Below are 16202 nucleotides of genomic sequence, written 5' to 3'. Positions count from 1 at the left end.
CTGCATAAGGGTGGACATGCGGCAGCGCTGCCCGCGTGCATGTGCTGCCTACATGCCGCTGCTGCCCAGCAGCGCCCGCCGGTACTGCACCGCCTCGGCCACATGGGCCGGGCTGATGGTCTCCGACTGCGCGAGATCCGCAATCGAGCGCGCCACACGCAAGCTGCGATGGATGCCGCGTGCCGACCAGGCCAGCTGGGCGGCGGCGGTTTGCAGCAGCTGCAGCGCAGCGGGCTCGGCATGGCAGTAATCGTCGAGCGCCTGGCCTTGCAGCTGCTGGTTGAGCATGCCCTGGCGCTGCAGTGACCGGGCGCGGGCAGCGGTCACCCGCTCGCGGATAGTGGCGGTCGATTCGCCGGCCGGGGCGGTCAGCAGCTCATCGGCGGGCAGGGGGCTGACTTCCAGGTGCAGGTCAATGCGGTCGAGCAAGGGGCCGCTGATGCGGGCCTGGTAGCGGCTGACCTGGTCGGGCGAGCAGCGGCAGGCGCGCTGGCGCGAGCCCCGAAAACCGCAGGGGCAGGGGTTCATCGCGGCAATCAGTTGGAAGCGGGCGGGAAAGGTGGCCTGCTGCGCGGCGCGGGCGATGCTGATCTGGCCGGTCTCCAGCGGCTCGCGCAGTGCTTCGAGCGCGCTGCGCGGGAACTCGGGCAGTTCGTCCAAAAACAGCACGCCGCAATGGGCCAGCGATATCGCACCGGGCCGGGGCGGACTGCCGCCGCCCACCAGGGCCACGGCGCTGGCGGTGTGGTGCGGCGCCATCGTGCTGCGCTGGCCCCAGCGCTGGGCATCAAAGCTGCCGACCAGGCTGTGCACGGCGGCGTTCTCCAGCGCCTCGGCCACGCTCAAGGGCGGCAGCAGGCCGGCAAAGCGCTGGGCCAGCATCGATTTGCCAGCGCCCGGTGCGCCCAGCATCAGCAGGTTGTGGCCGCCTGCGGCAGCGATCTCCAGCACCCGCTTGCTGGCCGCCTGGCCTTTGACATCGGCCATGTCGGCGCCGGGGGCCTCGGGCGGGCGGGGCTGGGCGGGCATGCGCTGCCACTGGCTGGGCGCTGCATCGGGCTCGGCGCTGGCGGCCTGGGGCGCAAAGTGCTGCACCACGTCCAGCAGGTGGCTGGCGCGGTAGACCTCGGCATCGGGCACCAGGGCGGCATCCTCTGCACTGCCCGGGGGCAGCACCTGGCGCACCTGCTGGCCGCGCTGGTGCAGGTCCATGCTGGCGGCCAGCGCGCCGCGCACCGGGCGCAATGCACCCGACAGCGACAGCTCGCCGGCAAATTCATAGTCCTTGAGCCGGTCCGCATCGATAGCGCCGCTGGCCGCCAGAATGCCGACCGCGATGGCCAGGTCGTAGCGGCCCGACTCCTTGGGCAGATCGGCCGGTGCCAGGTTGACGGTGATGCGTTTGTTGTGCGGAAACTCCAGCCCGCTGTTTTGCAGCGCTGAGCGCACACGCTCACGCGCTTCCTTCACTTCCAGATCGGCCAGGCCGACCAGGGTAAAGCTGGGCAGGCCATTGGCCAGATGGACTTCGACGCTGACGGGATGGCCGGTGAGCCCGACCAGGGCCCGGCTGTGCACCACGGCGAGACTCATGGGCGGGCTTCCTTGTTGTTTTGCACCTTTTTGGTGCATTGCGAAGCACCTCTTGGAGGCACGGCTGCCACCAGCATCGCAAAAGTCGCTGGCAGCAACAAGTGGCGACAGCCCGGGGAAGGCGTGGCGGCGGCGCCGGCCTGCCATCCCGCGCCCCCGGCCGCCCTGTGGCGGCTCAGAACGTAAGCATTTGCAAAAAAATATAGCGCGCTGCGCTTGTCTGGTGCGCGCAACGCAGCGGGTAGCGCTGGGTTTGGCACGCTCTGTGCATTGTGCTTGCCACAAACGGATGGGTCGAATTCATCAACAAGGAGTGTGGCAATGGCAATGAGCAACAGAGGCTGGATGGTGGTGGCGGGTGCAGCGTTCCTGGCGCTGCCAATGGTGGCAAGCGCGCAGCTGACCGCCAATGTGAGCGTGACCACGAACTACAAGTTCCGCGGTCAGGACCAGAAGTCCTCTAGTGCCCAATGGGTCAAGCCCGCACTCCAGGGAGGGGTCGACTACGCCTTTGGCGACAGCGGCTTTTATGTGGGGAACTGGAACTCCACCGTCGACTGGCTCGACAACAACAAGCTGGAGATGGATTTCTACGGTGGCTACAAGTTCAAGGCCGCTGATGTGGATTGGGATGTGGGTCTGCTGACCTATGTCTACCCCGGCAACACGCTGGGCAACACCACCGAACTGTATGGCTCGGGCACCTACGGTCCCGTGACCGTGAAGTACTCGCACACCGTGTCGAAGGATTACTTTGGCTGGGCCGGCACCAAGTACGACAGCACGTACAAGGGCCGCAACACCGGTTACCTGAATGTGGCATTCGCCCAGGAAGTGGCGCCCAAGACGACCTTGAAGCTGGCCGTGGGCTATACGCGCTTTTCCAGCGACATCAAGGACCTGGGCGTGCCCAACTACCTGGACTACAGCGTGGGCGGTGCCTATGACCTGGGTGATGGCTTCTCGCTGAGCGCTGCCTGGGTGGGCGCCAACAAGACGGGTGCCTTTGGCTTTGTGAACAAGGGTCGCGCGATCGTATCGCTGACCAAGGCTTTTTGACGCAGCGCCGCTGCAATAAGTGACGACAGGAGAGACTATGAACATGAAACTGGTAGTGGCGGTGATCAAGCCCTTCAAGCTCGATGAAGTGCGTGAGGCGCTGTCCGATATTGGGGTGCAAGGCATCACGGTGAGCGAGGTCAAGGGCTTTGGCCGTCAGAAGGGCCATACCGAGCTGTACCGAGGCGCCGAGTACGTGGTGGACTTCCTGCCCAAGGTGAAGCTGGAGATTGCGGTGGCCGAGGACCTGGTGGACCGGGTGATCGAGGCCATCGAGAACGCAGCGCGCACCGGCAAGATCGGCGACGGCAAGATCTTTGTCTCGCCGCTGGAGCAGGTGGTGCGTATCCGTACCGGCGAAACCGGCCCGAACGCGATCTAAAAAACAGCGCTCCGCGCTGGCAAGGCGCGCGCAACAAGCCAATTTATCTTGAAGGTGTGAACAACATGAGACGACTTCTTTCCTTGGCAGGGCTGGCGGCAGTGGCACTGGCCACTGCGGGCAACGCGGCTGCGGCCGATGCGGCAGCTCCCGTTCTGAATGCAGGCGATACCGCCTGGATCATGACCTCGACCATGCTGGTGATCCTGATGGTCATCCCGGGTCTGGCGCTGTTCTATGGCGGTCTGGTGCGCAGCAAGAACATGCTGTCGGTGCTGGCCCAGGTGTTCACGATCTTCTCGCTGATCACTGTGCTGTGGACCATCTACGGCTACTCGCTGACCTTCTCCGGTGAAGGCAACTTCTTTGGCGACTTCGGCAAGGTGTTCCTGATGGGCATCACGCCCGATACCTTGTCGGGTGCGATGGCGACTGTGCCGGAGTATGTGTTCGTCTCGTTCCAGGCCACGTTCGCCGCCATCACCGTGGCGCTGATCGTCGGTGCCTTTGCCGAGCGCATCAAGTTTGCGGCCGTGATGATCTTCGCCGTGCTGTGGTTCACCTTCAGCTACCTGCCGATTGCCCACATGGTCTGGGGCGGTGGTCTGCTGGGCAAGGATGGCGCGCTGGACTTTGCCGGCGGCACCGTTGTGCACATCAACGCCGGTGTGGCCGGTCTGGTGGGCTCCTATGTGCTGGGCAAGCGCCTGGGCTTTGGCCGCGAAGCGCTGGCTCCGCACAACCTGACCTTGACCATGGTGGGCGCATCGCTGCTGTGGGTGGGCTGGTTCGGCTTCAACGCCGGCTCGGCAGGTGCTGCCAACGGTATTGCGGGCCTGGCCTTCATCAACACCATCGTGGCCACCGGCGCAGCCTGCGTGAGCTGGTTGGTGTGCGAGACGCTGCACAAGGGCAAGCCCTCAATGCTGGGTGCCGCTTCGGGTGCCGTTGGTGGCCTGGTGGTCATCACCCCGGCCGCCGGTTTTGTCGGCCCCATGGGTGCCATCGTGATGGGTCTGCTCGCCGGTGCTCTGTGCCTGTGGGGTGTGTCCGGTCTCAAGCGGCTGCTCAAGGTCGATGACACCTGCGACGTCTTTGGTGTGCACGGCGTGGGCGGTATCCTGGGTGCCATCCTGACCGGTGTGTTCTGCGCCTCCAGCCTCGGCGGTGTCGAGCCAGAAGGCTACAACATGGCCCACCAGATCTGGGTGCAAACCAAGGGCGTGCTGATCACCATCGTGTGGTCGGGTGTGGTGGCCTGGATCTCGTACAAGGTGGCAGGTTTGCTGACCGGTGGTCTGCGTGTGACGGAAGAAGCCGAACGCGAAGGCCTGGACATCACCTCCCACGGCGAAGCGGCCTACGGACGTTGATTCTTGCGGATACTCCTTGGGGGGCCGGACGGGTGCACAACCCGGCCGGCCTTTTTTTATGCGCCGTGCTGGCGGTTGAAATGCGTTCTCAGACGGATGCCGTGGCGCGCTCTGGCCACAGCGCCAGGCCGCCGGCCACGCTGAAGGCCTGTTGGTGGCCCAGCCGGCGCAATGCATGGGCGGCCTGGGCGCTGCGGTTGCCGCTGCGGCAGTAAAACACCACGGGGGTATCGGCCGGCAAGGCCAGCCACTGCGGCAGCGCATTGAGCAGGCCCGACAGCGGCACGGCCTGGCTGCTGGCGCCATCGTCCAGGCCAGGCGCCTGGCCCAGCTGCTGTTCATAGGGCTCGCGCACATCCACCAGCAGCGCGGCGCTGCCCGCCTGCTGCAGCGCCTGGGCACGGGCCACGGGCAGCTCCACACACACGGCGGGCGTGGCGGCATCGACGCGGGCGCCGCAGGCCATTGTCTGGTAGGCGGTGGGGGCCAGGTCCTGCTCCAGCGCGGCCTTGGCAGCGGCAAAGGCGGCGGCATCGAGCTGGCCTTGCAGCACGCCGGCCAGCAGCGGCTGGGCTGCAGCTTCAACGGCCAAGGTGCAGGCAAAGCGGTTGTCATAGTCATGGCCGGGCAGCAGCAGGGTTTGCGGGCCCACGGCCCGGGCCAACAGGCGCAGGCTGTCCGCATAGGCGAGCGGCGCGCTCTGCACAAAATCGCTGCGGCCCAGCGCGCCGGGCAGCACGGTATCGCCCACCAGTGCCAGCTGCAGCTGAGTGCCTTCATGCAGCAGGTAGGCGGTGGAGTCTTCGGTGTGGCCGGGCAGCGCCAGGCGGCTTAAGCGGTAGGCGCCCAGCGTGATCTGCGTGGCGCCTTGGGGCCAGCCCAGCGCATCGACCGCGCCCGTGGCCTGCAGCGCAGCGGGAACGGCAGCGCGCAGCTCGGCCGCCGATGAGGCATGGTCGCCATGGCTGTGGGTATCGAGCACGGCCGCCAGGGTAAAGCCCCGGCAGCGCAGCCATTGCGCCAGGCGCTCGACCAGCTCGGGCAGCGGATCGACGACCACACAGCGCTGGCTGGCAGCATCGGCCAGCAGGTAGCAGCAGGCGCCGTCAACGACAAAGCGCGTCAGCAGCGGGGCTGTGCCATGGGCGGTGTCCTCAGGCGCTTCCACCAGACAGTTCGCGCGCAGTGCCGCGCCGCAGGCGCGGATGCGCTGGCAGGCCTCGGCGATCATCTCGGCCGGGTCGGCCGCGCCAAAGGACATGCGCACCGCAGCGGCCGTCTGCCAGGCGGGCAGGCCCATGGCCTCGAGCACATAGCTGGGCTGCGCCTTGCTGGCACTGCAGGCCGAGCCGCCACTCACCCGCAGGCCGGCAGCGTCAAACAGATCGAGCAGCAGCTTGGCGCTGAGGCCCGGCACGGCAAAATTCAACGTGGTGGGCAGGCACAGCGCGGGCGGCGCATTGAACACCAGGCCGGCAAAGGCCTCGCGCAGTGCGGCTTCGAGCTGGCTGCGGTGGCCCGCCATCGTGGCGGCGCTGGCAAAGCTGCTGCCGTCCTGCAGCGCGCGCAGCACGGCGCCCAGCGCGGCAATGCCGGCCATGTTCTCGGTGCCGGCGCGCAGTGCGCCTTCCTGCCCGCCGCCGGCCAGCAGCGGGGTAAAGGGCGCGCCCTCGCGCACATAGAGCATGCCCACGCCCTTGGGGGCATAGAGCTTGTGGCCGGAGAACGGCGCGTAGTCGATGCCGCGCTCTACCGGCTTGAGCGCCAGCTTGCCCAGCGCCTGCACGCCATCGACCAGCCACAGCGCCGGGCTGCCGCGCAGCGCATCGGCAATGCCGTCCAGGTCGCTGATGACGCCGGTTTCGTTGTTGGCGGCCATCGTGCACACCAGGCCGGCCGAGGGTGCCTGCGCGCGCAGCCAGGCCAGGTCATGGCGGCCATCGCGGCCCACGGGGATGGCGGCAATCGGCAGGTGCAGGCCGAGTACGGCGTTCCAGTGCTTGAGGGCCTCGGGCACGGCCTTGTGCTCGGTCGCGCCATAGAGCAGCTGCAGCACAGTGCTGTCGCCGGCCTCGCGGCGCTGGCGCAGGGCGCTCAGCGCCGACAGCACGGCGGTCTGGATGCCCTCGGTCGCACCGCTGGTGAACAGCAGCTGGCCGCTGGGCACGCCCAGCACCTGGCGCGCGGCGGCACGTGCTTCGTCGAGCAGCGCGCGGGCCTTGAGGCCGCTGCCATGGATGCTGCTGGGGTTGCCGTAGGCATCGGCCATCACCGCCAGGGCGGCGGCGCGGGCTTGGGGGAGAACGGGGGTGGTGGCGTTGGCGTCGAGGTAGATTTCCATGCCCAAATTGTCCAGCCCGGGCCGGGGAATACAGTCGCAAAATTCGCCAGCTACTGCACAATATTGGAGTTCTATTCCAGAAAATAGGAAAAAAATGAAATTGGATTCTATTGACCGCAAACTGCTGGAGTTGCTGCAGGCCGACGCGGAGACCCAGGTGGCCGATCTGGCGGCCCAGGTCGGGCTGTCGGCCACGCCCTGCTGGCGCCGTATCCAGCGGCTCAAGGAGGCCGGGGTCATCAAGCGCCAGGTGGCGCTGGTGGACCGCGACAAGGTCAATGTGGGCGTGACGGTGTTTGTGGCGGTGCGCACCAGCACGCACAGCCAGGAGTGGTTTGAGCGCTTTCGTGCGGCAGTGGCGGCCATTGCCGAGGTGGTCGAGTTCTACCGCATGAGCGGCGAGGTGGACTACCTGCTGCGCGTGGTGGTGCCCGATATCGCCGCCTACGACAAGGTCTACAAGCGCCTGATCGCCGATACCCAGCTGCTCGATGTGTCGTCGAGCTTTGCGATGGAAGAGCTGAAGTTCACCACCGCCTTGCCGCTGTCCTATATTCCATAAGCCAGCCTCGCTGCAAGCCAGGTGGCACAGATAATGCTTAGGGTTTTCCATGCAATTCATTTCTAAAGGAACGCCATGATCTGGCATACCGTGGTCAGCCAGCCCTTTGCGTTGGGGGAGTCCCCTTTCTGGCAAGCCAGCGGTGGTGTTCTCTATGGCGTCGATGTCGCTGGCAAACAGCTGTGGCGCACGATGCCCGGATCGGGCTATATGGACCGCTGGGACATGCCCGCCGAGCCCGGCTGCATTGCGCCGGCCCGCAGCGGCGGCGCGCTGGACGGCTGGATCGTCGTGCTGCGCGACCGCATCTGCCGCGCCACCCACTGGGGCGGTACCCTGCACGACATCGCCCGCCTGCCGATCGACCCGGCCACCGAGCGCGGCAACGATGGCCGCTGCGATGCGCAGGGCCGCTTCTGGGTCGGCACCATCCACGAGCCCGCCAGCGGCCCGCGCCAACCGGTGGCCGCGCTCTACTGCATCGATGGGCTGACGGGCACCACGACGGTGCGCAAGGTGCAAGATGGCGTCTCCAACGCCAATGGCCTGGCCTGGTCGCCCGACCGGCGCACCATGTACTGGGCCGATACCCCCAGCCACACGATCAAGAAATTCGCCTGCGACGTGAGCGGCTATCCGCAAGGCGAGGGCGAAGTCTTCATGCGCTTTGATGCCAAGCCCGAGGGCTGGACCCCGGGCGAGCCCGGCTATGGCGGCCGGCCCGATGGTGCCGCTGTGGACGTTGAAGGCAACTACTGGTGCGCGATGTACGAGGGCGGGCGCGTGCTGCAGATCTCCCCGCAAGGCCGCATCCTCGCCAGCCACTACACGCCGGCGCTCTGCCCCACGATGCCCTGCTTTGGTGGCAGCGATGGCCGCACCTTGTACGTCACCTCCGCCCGCCACGGCCGCAGCCGCGACGAGCTGGCCCAGCTGCCGCTGTCGGGCTGCGTGTTTGCGATGCGCGCCGGTGTGGCCGGCCTGCCGACCCAGCCTTGGCGGGAAATCGGGCATGGGTTCTGAGAAGTACTTCAAAGTCCCCCATCTAACTTGAGCGCCGCACGCCTGGCGTAACTGCCGCTACCATGGGGCCATGGACCAAGCTGTGGCTGCCTCTCTTTCCCCCACCGTGCTCGACTGGCAGGAGCGCGTTCGATCGGCGCATGCCCACAAGACGCCGCTGCGCATCCGGGGCGGTGGCAGCAAGGATTTTTATGGTGCGCGCCTGGGCGGCGAGGTGTTCGACACCCGCAGCTACAGCGGCATCATCAGCTACGAGCCCAGTGAGTTGGTCGTGACCGTGCGGGCCGGCACAGCGCTGGCGGCGCTGGAGGCGAGCCTGGCCGAATGCGGCCAATGCCTGGCTTTTGACCCGCCACATTTTGGCCCGGAGGCCACCGTCGGCGGCATGGTGGCGGCCGGCCTGTCGGGCCCCTCGCGGGCGGCGGTGGGCGCGGTGCGTGACTACATCCTGGGCCTGGAGCTGATCAACGGCCAGGGTGAGCTGCTGCGCTTTGGCGGCCAGGTGATGAAGAACGTCGCGGGCTATGACGTGTCGCGGCTGATGGCCGGTGCCTGGGGCACCCTGGGCCTGCTGACCGACATCAGCCTCAAGGTGCTGCCGATGCAGCGCGCCCAAGCGACCCTGTACTACGAATGCACGGCGCAGCAGGCACTCGACAAGCTCTCGGCCTGGCGCGCCAAGCCGCTGCCCATCAATGCCAGCCTGTGGCAGCAATCGGGCGACGGTGAGCAAGGCCATCTGCTGGTGCGGTTGCGCGGTGCGGTGGCCGCTGTGCAGTCGGCCCTGGATGGCATGGGCGGCACCATGCTGGACCACGGCCAGGCCGATGCCGCCTGGCTGGCCTGCCGTGAGCAGCAGCTGCCCTGGTTCAGTGCCATGGACCCGAGCCACGCGCTGTGGCGCCTGTCGCTGCCGGCCACGACGCCGGTGCTGCCCTGCACCGAAGAAGGCCTGCAGCCGCTGATGGAATGGGGCGGCGCGCTGCGCTGGGTGCAAGCCCCCATGCAGCATGCCCAGGCCTTGCAGGCGCTGGCCACCAGTGTGGGCGGCAGCGCCGTGTGCTTCAGGCCCGGCCCGCAGGTGGGCCTGGTCGCATCCGATGATTTTGGTTTGACGCCTGCCTCGCCCGCACTGCGCCAGGTGCAGCAGCGGCTCAAGCATGCGTTTGACCCCCATGGCATTTTCAACCCCGGCCGCCTGGGCGACTGGGCGTTGAGCTAAGCGCATCTCCGCTAATCGAGGCACCCCTGCACCATGCAAACCCAATTAGCCCCCGAATTCAAAGACACCCCCGAAGGCCAGGAGGCCGAGGCCATTTTGCGCAAGTGCGTGCATTGCGGCTTTTGCACCGCGACCTGCCCCACCTACCAGCTGCTGGGCGATGAGCTCGATGGCCCGCGCGGCCGTATCTACCTGATCAAGCAGGTGCTCGAGGGCCAGGAGCCCACACGCAAGACCCAGACCCACCTGGACCGCTGCCTGACCTGCCGCAATTGCGAATCGACCTGCCCCAGCGGCGTGCAATACGGCAAGCTGCTCGATATCGGCCGCCATATCGTCGACCAGAAGGTCGAGCGTCCGACGGCCGAGCGCCTGCAGCGCTGGGCGCTGCGCAAGGGCATGGTCTCCAAGGCCTTTGGACCGGCGCTGGCGCTGGGGCGGCTGGCCCGCCCGGTGCTGCCTGCTGCGCTCAAGGCCAAGCTGGCGCGCGTGCCGCGTGCTGGCAAGTGGCCCACGCGCACGCATGCGCGCAAGGTGCTGATGCTGGCCGGTTGCGTGCAGCCGGTGATGCTGCCCAATATCAATGCCGCCGCTGCCCGGGTGCTCGATGCCGTGGGCATCCAGACCTTGATTACCCCAGCCGCCGCCTGCTGCGGCGCGGTGCAGCAACATCTGAGCGACCCGCAGGGCGCGCTGGCGCAGGCACGCGCCAATATCGATGCCTGGTGGCCCCATGTGGAGAGCCAGCAGGTCGAGGCCATTGTGACCACGGCTTCTGGCTGTGGCGTGATGGTCAAGGACTACGGCCACCTGCTGCGCCATGACCCGGCCTATGCCGCGCGCGCCGCTGCCATTAGCGCATTGGCGCGTGACCTTTGCGAGCTGCTGCCCGACATGCTGCCCGAGCTGGAGCAGCGCCTGCAGGGCCAGCTGAACTTGCCTGAAGCCCCCCTGGCCTACCACCCGCCCTGCACCTTGCAGCATGGCCAAAAGCTGCGCGGCGGGGTGGAGACGAGCCTGCGTCGCCTGGGCTTTGACATCCGCGTCTCGCGGGTGGAATCGCACCTGTGCTGCGGCTCGGCCGGCACCTATTCGCTGCTGCAGCCCGAGATTGCGCACCAGCTGCGCGACCGCAAGATCGGCACCTTGAACCAGGCCTGCAGCGATGCGCCGCCCGCCGCGATTCTGTCGGCCAACATCGGCTGCATCTCGCACCTGCAATCGGGCACCGATGTGCCGGTGCGCCACTGGATCGAGGTGGTGGACGAGGCGCTGGCGCCGCAAAAGCCCCAGCGCTGATGGATGGCGGCTGCTAGCGCTTAGACGGCCAGCGCCAGGCCGTCCTTGCGTTGGTCGGAGGCGCCGCACAGCTGTCCATCGGCCAGGCGCCAGATGCACTGCGCGCCGCCAAAGTCGCTGCGCCCCCCCAGCTCGCCTTCGCCGCTGGGCTCGCGGTAGCCCTGGGCCCGCAGCGCGGCGGTGATCGCGGGCGGCATGCCCGCCTCCACCGCCAACACCCGGCCGCCTTCCAGGCGCCAGCGCGGCTGGTTCAACGCGGGCTGCGGTGCCTCGCCGCCCGCCAGCAGGCGGCACAGCAGCTGCACCTGGCCTTGGGGTTGCATGGCGCCGCCCACCACGCCAAACACGCCGAGGAATTGGCCATTGCGTGTGGCAGCTCCCGGCACCACCGTGTGATAGGGGCGCTTGCCGGGCGCCGGCCCATTGATATGGCCGGGTTGCGAAAAGCCATGGCCCCGGTTCTGCAGCACAAAGCCGCCTTCGGCCACACCAATGCCCGAGCCAAAGCGCTTGAACACGCTGCTCATCAGGCTGATGGCCAGGCCATCGCCATCGACCACGGTGGTGCAGACGGTGTTACCGGCCGGGTCGGCCACGGTCTGCTGGGCATGGGCCATCGCTGCCTCCATCGCCTGCACCAGCGCGACCTGGGTGGCAGCGCTGGCCATGTCGATGGCCTGGTCCTGCATGGCAGCCAGCGCATGCAGCACCGCCACACCATGGGTATTGGGTGGGCATTCATGGATGGTGGCGCCACGAAACGAGGTGCTCACTGGGGTGCAGAAGTTGCCCTGGTGGGCGCTGAAATCCGCAGCGGCCAACACGCCGCCCGCTGCCTGCACCGCAGCGGCGCAGGCGGCGGGGATGGCACCCGCATAAAAGGCCTGTGGCCCCTGCGCAGCGACTGCTTGCAGCAAGCGGGCCAGTGCCGGGTTGTCAAATTGCTCGCCAGCGCGCGGCGGGGCATCGGCGCGGTAGAGGGCGGCGCTGGCCGCATCGCGGGCAATCACCGGCTGGAACAGTGCCCATTCGCGCGCAGCAACGGGGGCCACCGCAAAGCCCTGGCTGGCGGCCTGCACGGCGGCATCGAACAGCTGCGCCCAGGGGCGTTTGCCAAAACGCTGGTGCAGATCCCACCAGCCTTGCACCACGCCGGGCGTGGTGACGGACAGCGGATGGCGCTCGGGGATGCGGCACTGGGGCAGGGCCTCGACCAGGGCCGCCGTCAAAGCTTGGGGCGCACGCCCGGTGCCGTTATAAGCCAGCGGCGCCTGGCCGGACGGCACCAGCATCGCCAGCAGGTCGCCGCCCACGCCGGTGGCCATGGGCTCGACAACGCCCAGCACCGCATCGGCGGCAATCGCGGCATCGACCGCTGAGCCGCCTTGCTGCAGCTGGGCCTGCGCGGCCGCTGCGGCCAGCGGGTGGCCGGTGGCCAGCATCGCGCCCCGGCCCAGCACGCCGGGCGCGCCTTGGTGGTGCAGCTGTGCCATCTCAGCCGCCCCAGAGCGCCACGGCGGTGAAGACTGCGGCCAGCAAGCCCAGCACCACCGGTATCAGCAGCGCCCGGGCCAGCTCCAGCACATTCACGCGGGCAAAGCCTGCCACCGCAATCAGCGAGGACCAGGCGATCAAGGTGCCGCCACCCGTCCAGACCGCGCCCATCTGGCCCAGCGCGGCCAGGGCCGACACATCCATGCCCGAGGCCGGGCCCAGTGCTCCGGCGATGGTGCCGGTCAGCGGCAGGCCGGAGAAGCCCGAGCCGTCGATGCCGGTGATCATGCCCATGATGAGGACCCCCAGCGAGACCAGCAGCTGGCTGTCCGGGATCAGGTGCTGGCCGGCTTGCACCAGCTCGAACAGCAGGCTCGGCGGCGTGGTGCCCGGTGCAATGCCCAGGATGGCACCAGCCGTCTCGCCCGAGCCGATGAAGAAGAAGCCGGCAATCGGCAGCACCGAGCCCATGGCCTTGAACGCAAACACAAAGCCATCGGTGATGTGGTCAGCTGCGCCGTCGAGCATCTTGCGAAAGCCCCGGGCGGCGGTGGTGGCCCAGATCATCAGCAGCGCAGCGACGCCGCCGATCAGCATGGCCGCATCGCCACCCTTGAGCTCGGGCACCGCGCTGGTGAACTTGGGCGCGACCATCACCAAAATCACCAGCAAGAATGCCAGCGGCGTGACAACGGCAAACAGCTTGGAGGCCGAGGCCAGCGGCTGGGTCTTGCGCAGCTCGGCTTCCAGCTCCGAGTTGGTGCCCAGGTCGCCGTCGTGGGCGGTGCCCTTGGCGATCTCGGCCTTGTCGTAGGGCCCTGCCCCTTCCATCTGCGCGTCGATGCCGGCGGGGTTGAGCTCCCAGCGCTCCAGCAGCGCGTTGTCGCTGGGCACGATGAGCTTGCGCACCTTGAAGTACGACAGGAACAGCGCAATCATGCCGACCACCCAGGACAGCAGCAGCGCCTTGTCGGCCACCGCCACCGCACTGATGCCGCCAGCGGCCTTGGCGCTGATGCCCGGCGCCACGCCAATCACATAGTCGGATGACAGCGCCATGCCTTGGCCGGCAATCGCAATCGCCATTGCCCCTGCAATGGGCGGCAGGCCCGCCGCAATCGCTGCCGGCAGCAGCACGGCAGCGACCAGGGGTACGGCCGGCGTGGGCCAGAAGAACAGCGAGATCAGGTAGGTGACCAGCGCCAGGATGAAATAGGCGATGTGTCCATTTTTCATCACCGCACGGAAGGGCTTGACCATGCGGATGTCCGAGCCCAGGTCCTTGAGCGCGTTGAGCAAGGCTGTCATCAGCGCAATGATCAGAAAGATGTTGAACAGCTCCTTGGCCGCCACCATGCTGGCACCAAATATGCTTCCAATCCCGGTGATGAAGCTGCCGCTCCAGGCGAAGGCGACGACGACGGTGGCCAGTATCGATGGCACCACCACATTGGCACGGAAGGCCATGGTCACAATGATGACCAGCACCCCGGCGAGGTAGGCCCAGTGCGCAGGGCCTATAGAGACTGACGGATCCATCGCGGCTACTCCTTGGTATGTTTAAACAGCCAATTTGTATACTAAATACAATGATGCGAAAAATCATCAGGGAATACCAGAAATATTGCATTGCAACATGCGATGAACCCGGGTTAAATGTGAAAAAAAGCTGTTTTCGTATACAAAAATGGAAATGTCAGGGCACATTTGTGCGATGAAGGCTTTTGCATGCCTGGCGCTATGGCGGTGTCAGAGTCTTGTTTTTTAGGGGATTTGCGAGACGGATCAAAGGCTTGGATAGTGCAGGGTTATGGACCCAGATCAAGGACATGGATTTGTACACTGGATACACTAGGGTTATTACTAGGTTATCCAGGAGCTATTCCATGAAGAACATTGTTTCCCCCTCTGTGGTTGCCCAGCAAGACGATCTGCTGGTACTGCGTGAGCCCCGCCAAGCCTTGCTGCCGGCATCACTGGGCTGGTTGTCGGCGGTGGAAAACGCCTTTGTGCGCTGGCAGGCCAAGCGCCTGGCCGAGCTGGAGCCGGGGCGTCTGTGGGCCCAGGCACTGCAAGATACGCGCTCATTGGCCGAGATCCGCCGCGCCCGGCGCTGAGCGCAGATTTCTGTATACAAGGCAAGGCAAAGACGCTGCAAACCCTGGCTGGGCATGTAAACTGGGCGCGACCCTGAGCGGCGCATTGCAGCCAATGCGCTGGCCCTGGGGCTTGCAACGTACCCAACGGACCGACTTTCATGCCCATTGCCAACGGAGACAAAAAACCTGGACTCAACCACTCGCCGCTGACCCAGCAGCTGGTGGAGGCCTTGCGCGAGAAGATCATGTCGGGCGAGCTGGCCTCGGGCGAGCGGCTGGTGGAAGAGCGTCTGTCCGAGGAGTTTTCCGTCTCGCGCATGCCCGTGCGTGAGGCCTTGCGCCAGCTGGCGGCCAGCGGCCTGGTGATCATCGAGCCCCGGCGCGGTGCCTCGGTTGCCAAGTTCCATGGCGATCTGCTGCGCGAGCTGGTCGAAGTGCGCGCCACCCTGGAGGCGCTCAACGCACGCCTGGCTGCCAAGCGCCATGACCCCGAGCAGATTGCCGCGCTGGAGGCCTTGCTGGCCGAAGGCACCAAGAACGCCCATTCCGGCGATGGCGATGTGCTGGCTGTGCTGAACCAGAAGTTCCACCTGGCGCTGGGCAAGATTGCCGCCAACTCGGTGCTGCAAGAGGTGATGCTGTCCTTGCGCGACCGCACCGAGGTGCTGTTTGCGCCGCGCAGCCAGGCGCGTGCGCCGCAGAACTGGGAAGAGCATGCCGCCATCCTGCGCGCCGTGATCAAGGGCGATCCCGAGCTGGCCGGCCTGCTGGCCGCGCGCCATATCTACAACGCGGCCGGCATCGAGCCCTGAGTTTCCCGTTTACGATTGGCTGGCCAGGTAGTTCTGGTAGGCCACGCCAGCCAGCGCAATATCTTCCAAACCCACGCCCACGGCCTTGTACAGCCGGAGGCCCGGCTGCGCGCTGACGGCATGGCGGCCGCTGACGATATCACCCAGCTCCACCAGTTTGTCTGCGAGCGACAGACCCGGGTCGGCCAGCACCAGGTCGCCTGCTTCGCTCGTTGCCTGCTTTTTCCATTCCACCGCAATCAGCTGCGCGCGCGCCAGCAAGGCATCGTCGAGCTCGCGGGTGTGGGGCAGGCTGGAGCCAATGGCGGCGACCAGCGCATGGGGGGCGACATGCGCGCCGTTGAACAGCGGCTCTTTGGCGCGTGAGGCGGTGACGATGATGTCGGCCTCGCCCACGCCCTGGGTGTGCGCCACGCGGCGGATCTGCGCCTCGGGCAAACCGGTGAGCTGCGCCAGGCGTGCTTCAAGGCCGCTGGGCGCATAGGGGTCAAACACATCGATGCGCTGCAGCCCGAATTGCTGCACCATCTGCTGCGCATGGGCGAGGCCCTGCACGCCAGCGCCGCACAAAAACAGATGGCGCGCGTTGGCGGGCGCCAGGTGCTGGGCCACCAGCACCGTGGTGGCGGCGGTGCGCAGGCGCGTGATCGCATTGGCATCCAAGGTGGCCAGCGGCGCGCCAGTCTCGGTGGAAAACAGCAGGATGACAAAGTTGAACTGGCTGGCAATGGTGGTGTAGACCTTGGCGCCGGTCACCCCTTGCGCGGGGATGACGGCCCCCAGCGTGGACAGCTTGACGCCCCCGGCATCGGTGCGCTCGCGCGCTTGCATCGCTGCCTCGCCCGCCCCAAAGGCGGCAAAGGCGCGGTGCATGGCCTGCAGGGCTTGGTCGGTGGACACCAGGGTGTCCACCATGGCATCGGTGATGTGCAGCATGGTGTGT

General features: G+C 66.8%; 14 protein-coding genes. 9 read left to right on the top strand and 5 right to left on the bottom strand.

Going from position 1 to position 16202, the window contains the following annotated elements; genetic code table 11:
- Positions 1-48: 48 nt before the first annotated feature.
- Positions 49-1593, bottom strand: a complete 1545-nt coding sequence (locus F0Q04_RS01670; protein ID WP_116927586.1) for a YifB family Mg chelatase-like AAA ATPase — start codon at positions 1591-1593, stop codon at positions 49-51.
- A 327-nt stretch (positions 1594-1920) separates the two neighbouring features.
- Between F0Q04_RS01670 and F0Q04_RS01665 the strand changes: the two genes are divergently transcribed.
- The 3 genes from F0Q04_RS01665 (at position 1921) to F0Q04_RS01655 (ending at position 4407) form a co-directional block, all read left to right on the top strand.
- Positions 1921-2652 (top strand): TorF family putative porin, encoded by a 732-nt coding sequence (locus F0Q04_RS01665; RefSeq protein WP_116927585.1) that lies wholly within the window; start codon positions 1921-1923, stop codon positions 2650-2652.
- 43 nt (positions 2653-2695) lie between these two features.
- Positions 2696-3034, top strand: a complete 339-nt coding sequence (gene glnK / locus F0Q04_RS01660; protein WP_027010591.1) for a P-II family nitrogen regulator — start codon at positions 2696-2698, stop codon at positions 3032-3034.
- Between the two features lie 65 nt (positions 3035-3099).
- Positions 3100-4407, top strand: coding sequence for an ammonium transporter (locus tag F0Q04_RS01655; protein ID WP_043338911.1), 1308 nt, complete (start codon positions 3100-3102; stop codon positions 4405-4407).
- 88 nt (positions 4408-4495) lie between these two features.
- On the opposite strand, the gene F0Q04_RS01650 is transcribed toward F0Q04_RS01655, so the two are convergent.
- Positions 4496-6748 (bottom strand): aminotransferase class V-fold PLP-dependent enzyme, encoded by a 2253-nt coding sequence (locus tag F0Q04_RS01650; RefSeq protein WP_182344136.1) that lies wholly within the window; start codon positions 6746-6748, stop codon positions 4496-4498.
- A 100-nt stretch (positions 6749-6848) separates the two neighbouring features.
- Between F0Q04_RS01650 and F0Q04_RS01645 the strand changes: the two genes are divergently transcribed.
- The 4 genes from F0Q04_RS01645 to glcF all read left to right on the top strand — a co-directional run bounded on the left by F0Q04_RS01645 (position 6849) and on the right by glcF (position 10854).
- Positions 6849-7310 carry an Lrp/AsnC family transcriptional regulator gene (locus F0Q04_RS01645; protein WP_027011371.1) on the top strand — a complete coding sequence of 154 codons (462 nt, stop codon included), beginning with the start codon at positions 6849-6851 and terminating at the stop codon, positions 7308-7310.
- Positions 7311-7385: 75 nt separating this feature from the next.
- The gene (locus tag F0Q04_RS01640) at positions 7386-8333 is read left to right on the top strand and encodes an SMP-30/gluconolactonase/LRE family protein (RefSeq protein ID WP_182344134.1); all 948 of its coding nucleotides are present in this window, start codon (positions 7386-7388) and stop codon (positions 8331-8333) included.
- A gap of 70 nt (positions 8334-8403) precedes the next feature.
- Complete coding sequence (gene glcE / locus F0Q04_RS01635; RefSeq protein WP_182344132.1) at positions 8404-9555, top strand: glycolate oxidase subunit GlcE; 1152 nt, start codon at positions 8404-8406, stop codon at positions 9553-9555.
- Between the two features lie 33 nt (positions 9556-9588).
- Positions 9589-10854, top strand: a complete 1266-nt coding sequence (glcF, locus tag F0Q04_RS01630; protein WP_116927581.1) for a glycolate oxidase subunit GlcF — start codon at positions 9589-9591, stop codon at positions 10852-10854.
- A gap of 20 nt (positions 10855-10874) precedes the next feature.
- Here the strand turns inward: glcF and F0Q04_RS01625 are convergent, their stop codons facing one another.
- Positions 10875-12347, bottom strand: a complete 1473-nt coding sequence (locus F0Q04_RS01625; RefSeq protein WP_182344130.1) for a gamma-glutamyltransferase family protein — start codon at positions 12345-12347, stop codon at positions 10875-10877.
- Between the two features lies 1 nt (position 12348).
- Complete coding sequence (locus tag F0Q04_RS01620) at positions 12349-13887, bottom strand: hypothetical protein (RefSeq protein WP_182344128.1); 1539 nt, start codon at positions 13885-13887, stop codon at positions 12349-12351.
- Between the two features lie 347 nt (positions 13888-14234).
- Between F0Q04_RS01620 and F0Q04_RS01615 the strand changes: the two genes are divergently transcribed.
- The gene (locus tag F0Q04_RS01615) at positions 14235-14465 is read left to right on the top strand and encodes a hypothetical protein (protein WP_182344126.1); all 231 of its coding nucleotides are present in this window, start codon (positions 14235-14237) and stop codon (positions 14463-14465) included.
- A 140-nt stretch (positions 14466-14605) separates the two neighbouring features.
- Positions 14606-15259, top strand: coding sequence for a GntR family transcriptional regulator (locus tag F0Q04_RS01610; protein WP_021024713.1), 654 nt, complete (start codon positions 14606-14608; stop codon positions 15257-15259).
- A 9-nt stretch (positions 15260-15268) separates the two neighbouring features.
- Here F0Q04_RS01610 and F0Q04_RS01605 read toward each other — a convergent pair whose 3' ends face one another.
- Positions 15269-16195, bottom strand: coding sequence for an ornithine cyclodeaminase family protein (locus tag F0Q04_RS01605; RefSeq protein WP_182344124.1), 927 nt, complete (start codon positions 16193-16195; stop codon positions 15269-15271).
- Between the last annotated feature and the right edge of the window lie 7 nt (positions 16196-16202).

Origin of the sequence: Comamonas koreensis (genome assembly GCF_014076495.1) — a bacterium.
GTDB classification, from domain to species: Bacteria; Pseudomonadota; Gammaproteobacteria; order Burkholderiales; family Burkholderiaceae_C; genus Comamonas; species Comamonas squillarum.
The sequence above is the reverse complement of the archived record's forward strand: the minus strand, read 5'-3'. Positions and strand labels throughout refer to the sequence as shown.

Bases quoted from the DNA above. Each gene is read 5' to 3' on its own strand.
- F0Q04_RS01615 (WP_182344126.1), top strand. From the start codon at position 14,235: ATGAAGAACATTGTTTCCCCCTCTGTGGTTGCCCAGCAAGACGATCTG.
- F0Q04_RS01640 (WP_182344134.1), top strand. From the start codon at position 7,386: ATGATCTGGCATACCGTGGTCAGCCAGCCCTTTGCGTTGGGGGAGTCC.
- F0Q04_RS01650 (WP_182344136.1), bottom strand. From the start codon at position 6,748: ATGGAAATCTACCTCGACGCCAACGCCACCACCCCCGTTCTCCCCCAA.
- F0Q04_RS01610 (WP_021024713.1), top strand. From the start codon at position 14,606: ATGCCCATTGCCAACGGAGACAAAAAACCTGGACTCAACCACTCGCCG.
- F0Q04_RS01655 (WP_043338911.1), top strand. From the start codon at position 3,100: ATGAGACGACTTCTTTCCTTGGCAGGGCTGGCGGCAGTGGCACTGGCC.
- F0Q04_RS01605 (WP_182344124.1), bottom strand. From the start codon at position 16,195: ATGCTGCACATCACCGATGCCATGGTGGACACCCTGGTGTCCACCGAC.
- F0Q04_RS01665 (WP_116927585.1), top strand. From the start codon at position 1,921: ATGAGCAACAGAGGCTGGATGGTGGTGGCGGGTGCAGCGTTCCTGGCG.
- F0Q04_RS01670 (WP_116927586.1), bottom strand. From the start codon at position 1,593: ATGAGTCTCGCCGTGGTGCACAGCCGGGCCCTGGTCGGGCTCACCGGC.
- glcF (WP_116927581.1), top strand. From the start codon at position 9,589: ATGCAAACCCAATTAGCCCCCGAATTCAAAGACACCCCCGAAGGCCAG.
- glnK (WP_027010591.1), top strand. From the start codon at position 2,696: ATGAAACTGGTAGTGGCGGTGATCAAGCCCTTCAAGCTCGATGAAGTG.
- glcE (WP_182344132.1), top strand. From the start codon at position 8,404: ATGGACCAAGCTGTGGCTGCCTCTCTTTCCCCCACCGTGCTCGACTGG.
- F0Q04_RS01625 (WP_182344130.1), bottom strand. From the start codon at position 12,347: ATGGCACAGCTGCACCACCAAGGCGCGCCCGGCGTGCTGGGCCGGGGC.
- F0Q04_RS01620 (WP_182344128.1), bottom strand. From the start codon at position 13,887: ATGGATCCGTCAGTCTCTATAGGCCCTGCGCACTGGGCCTACCTCGCC.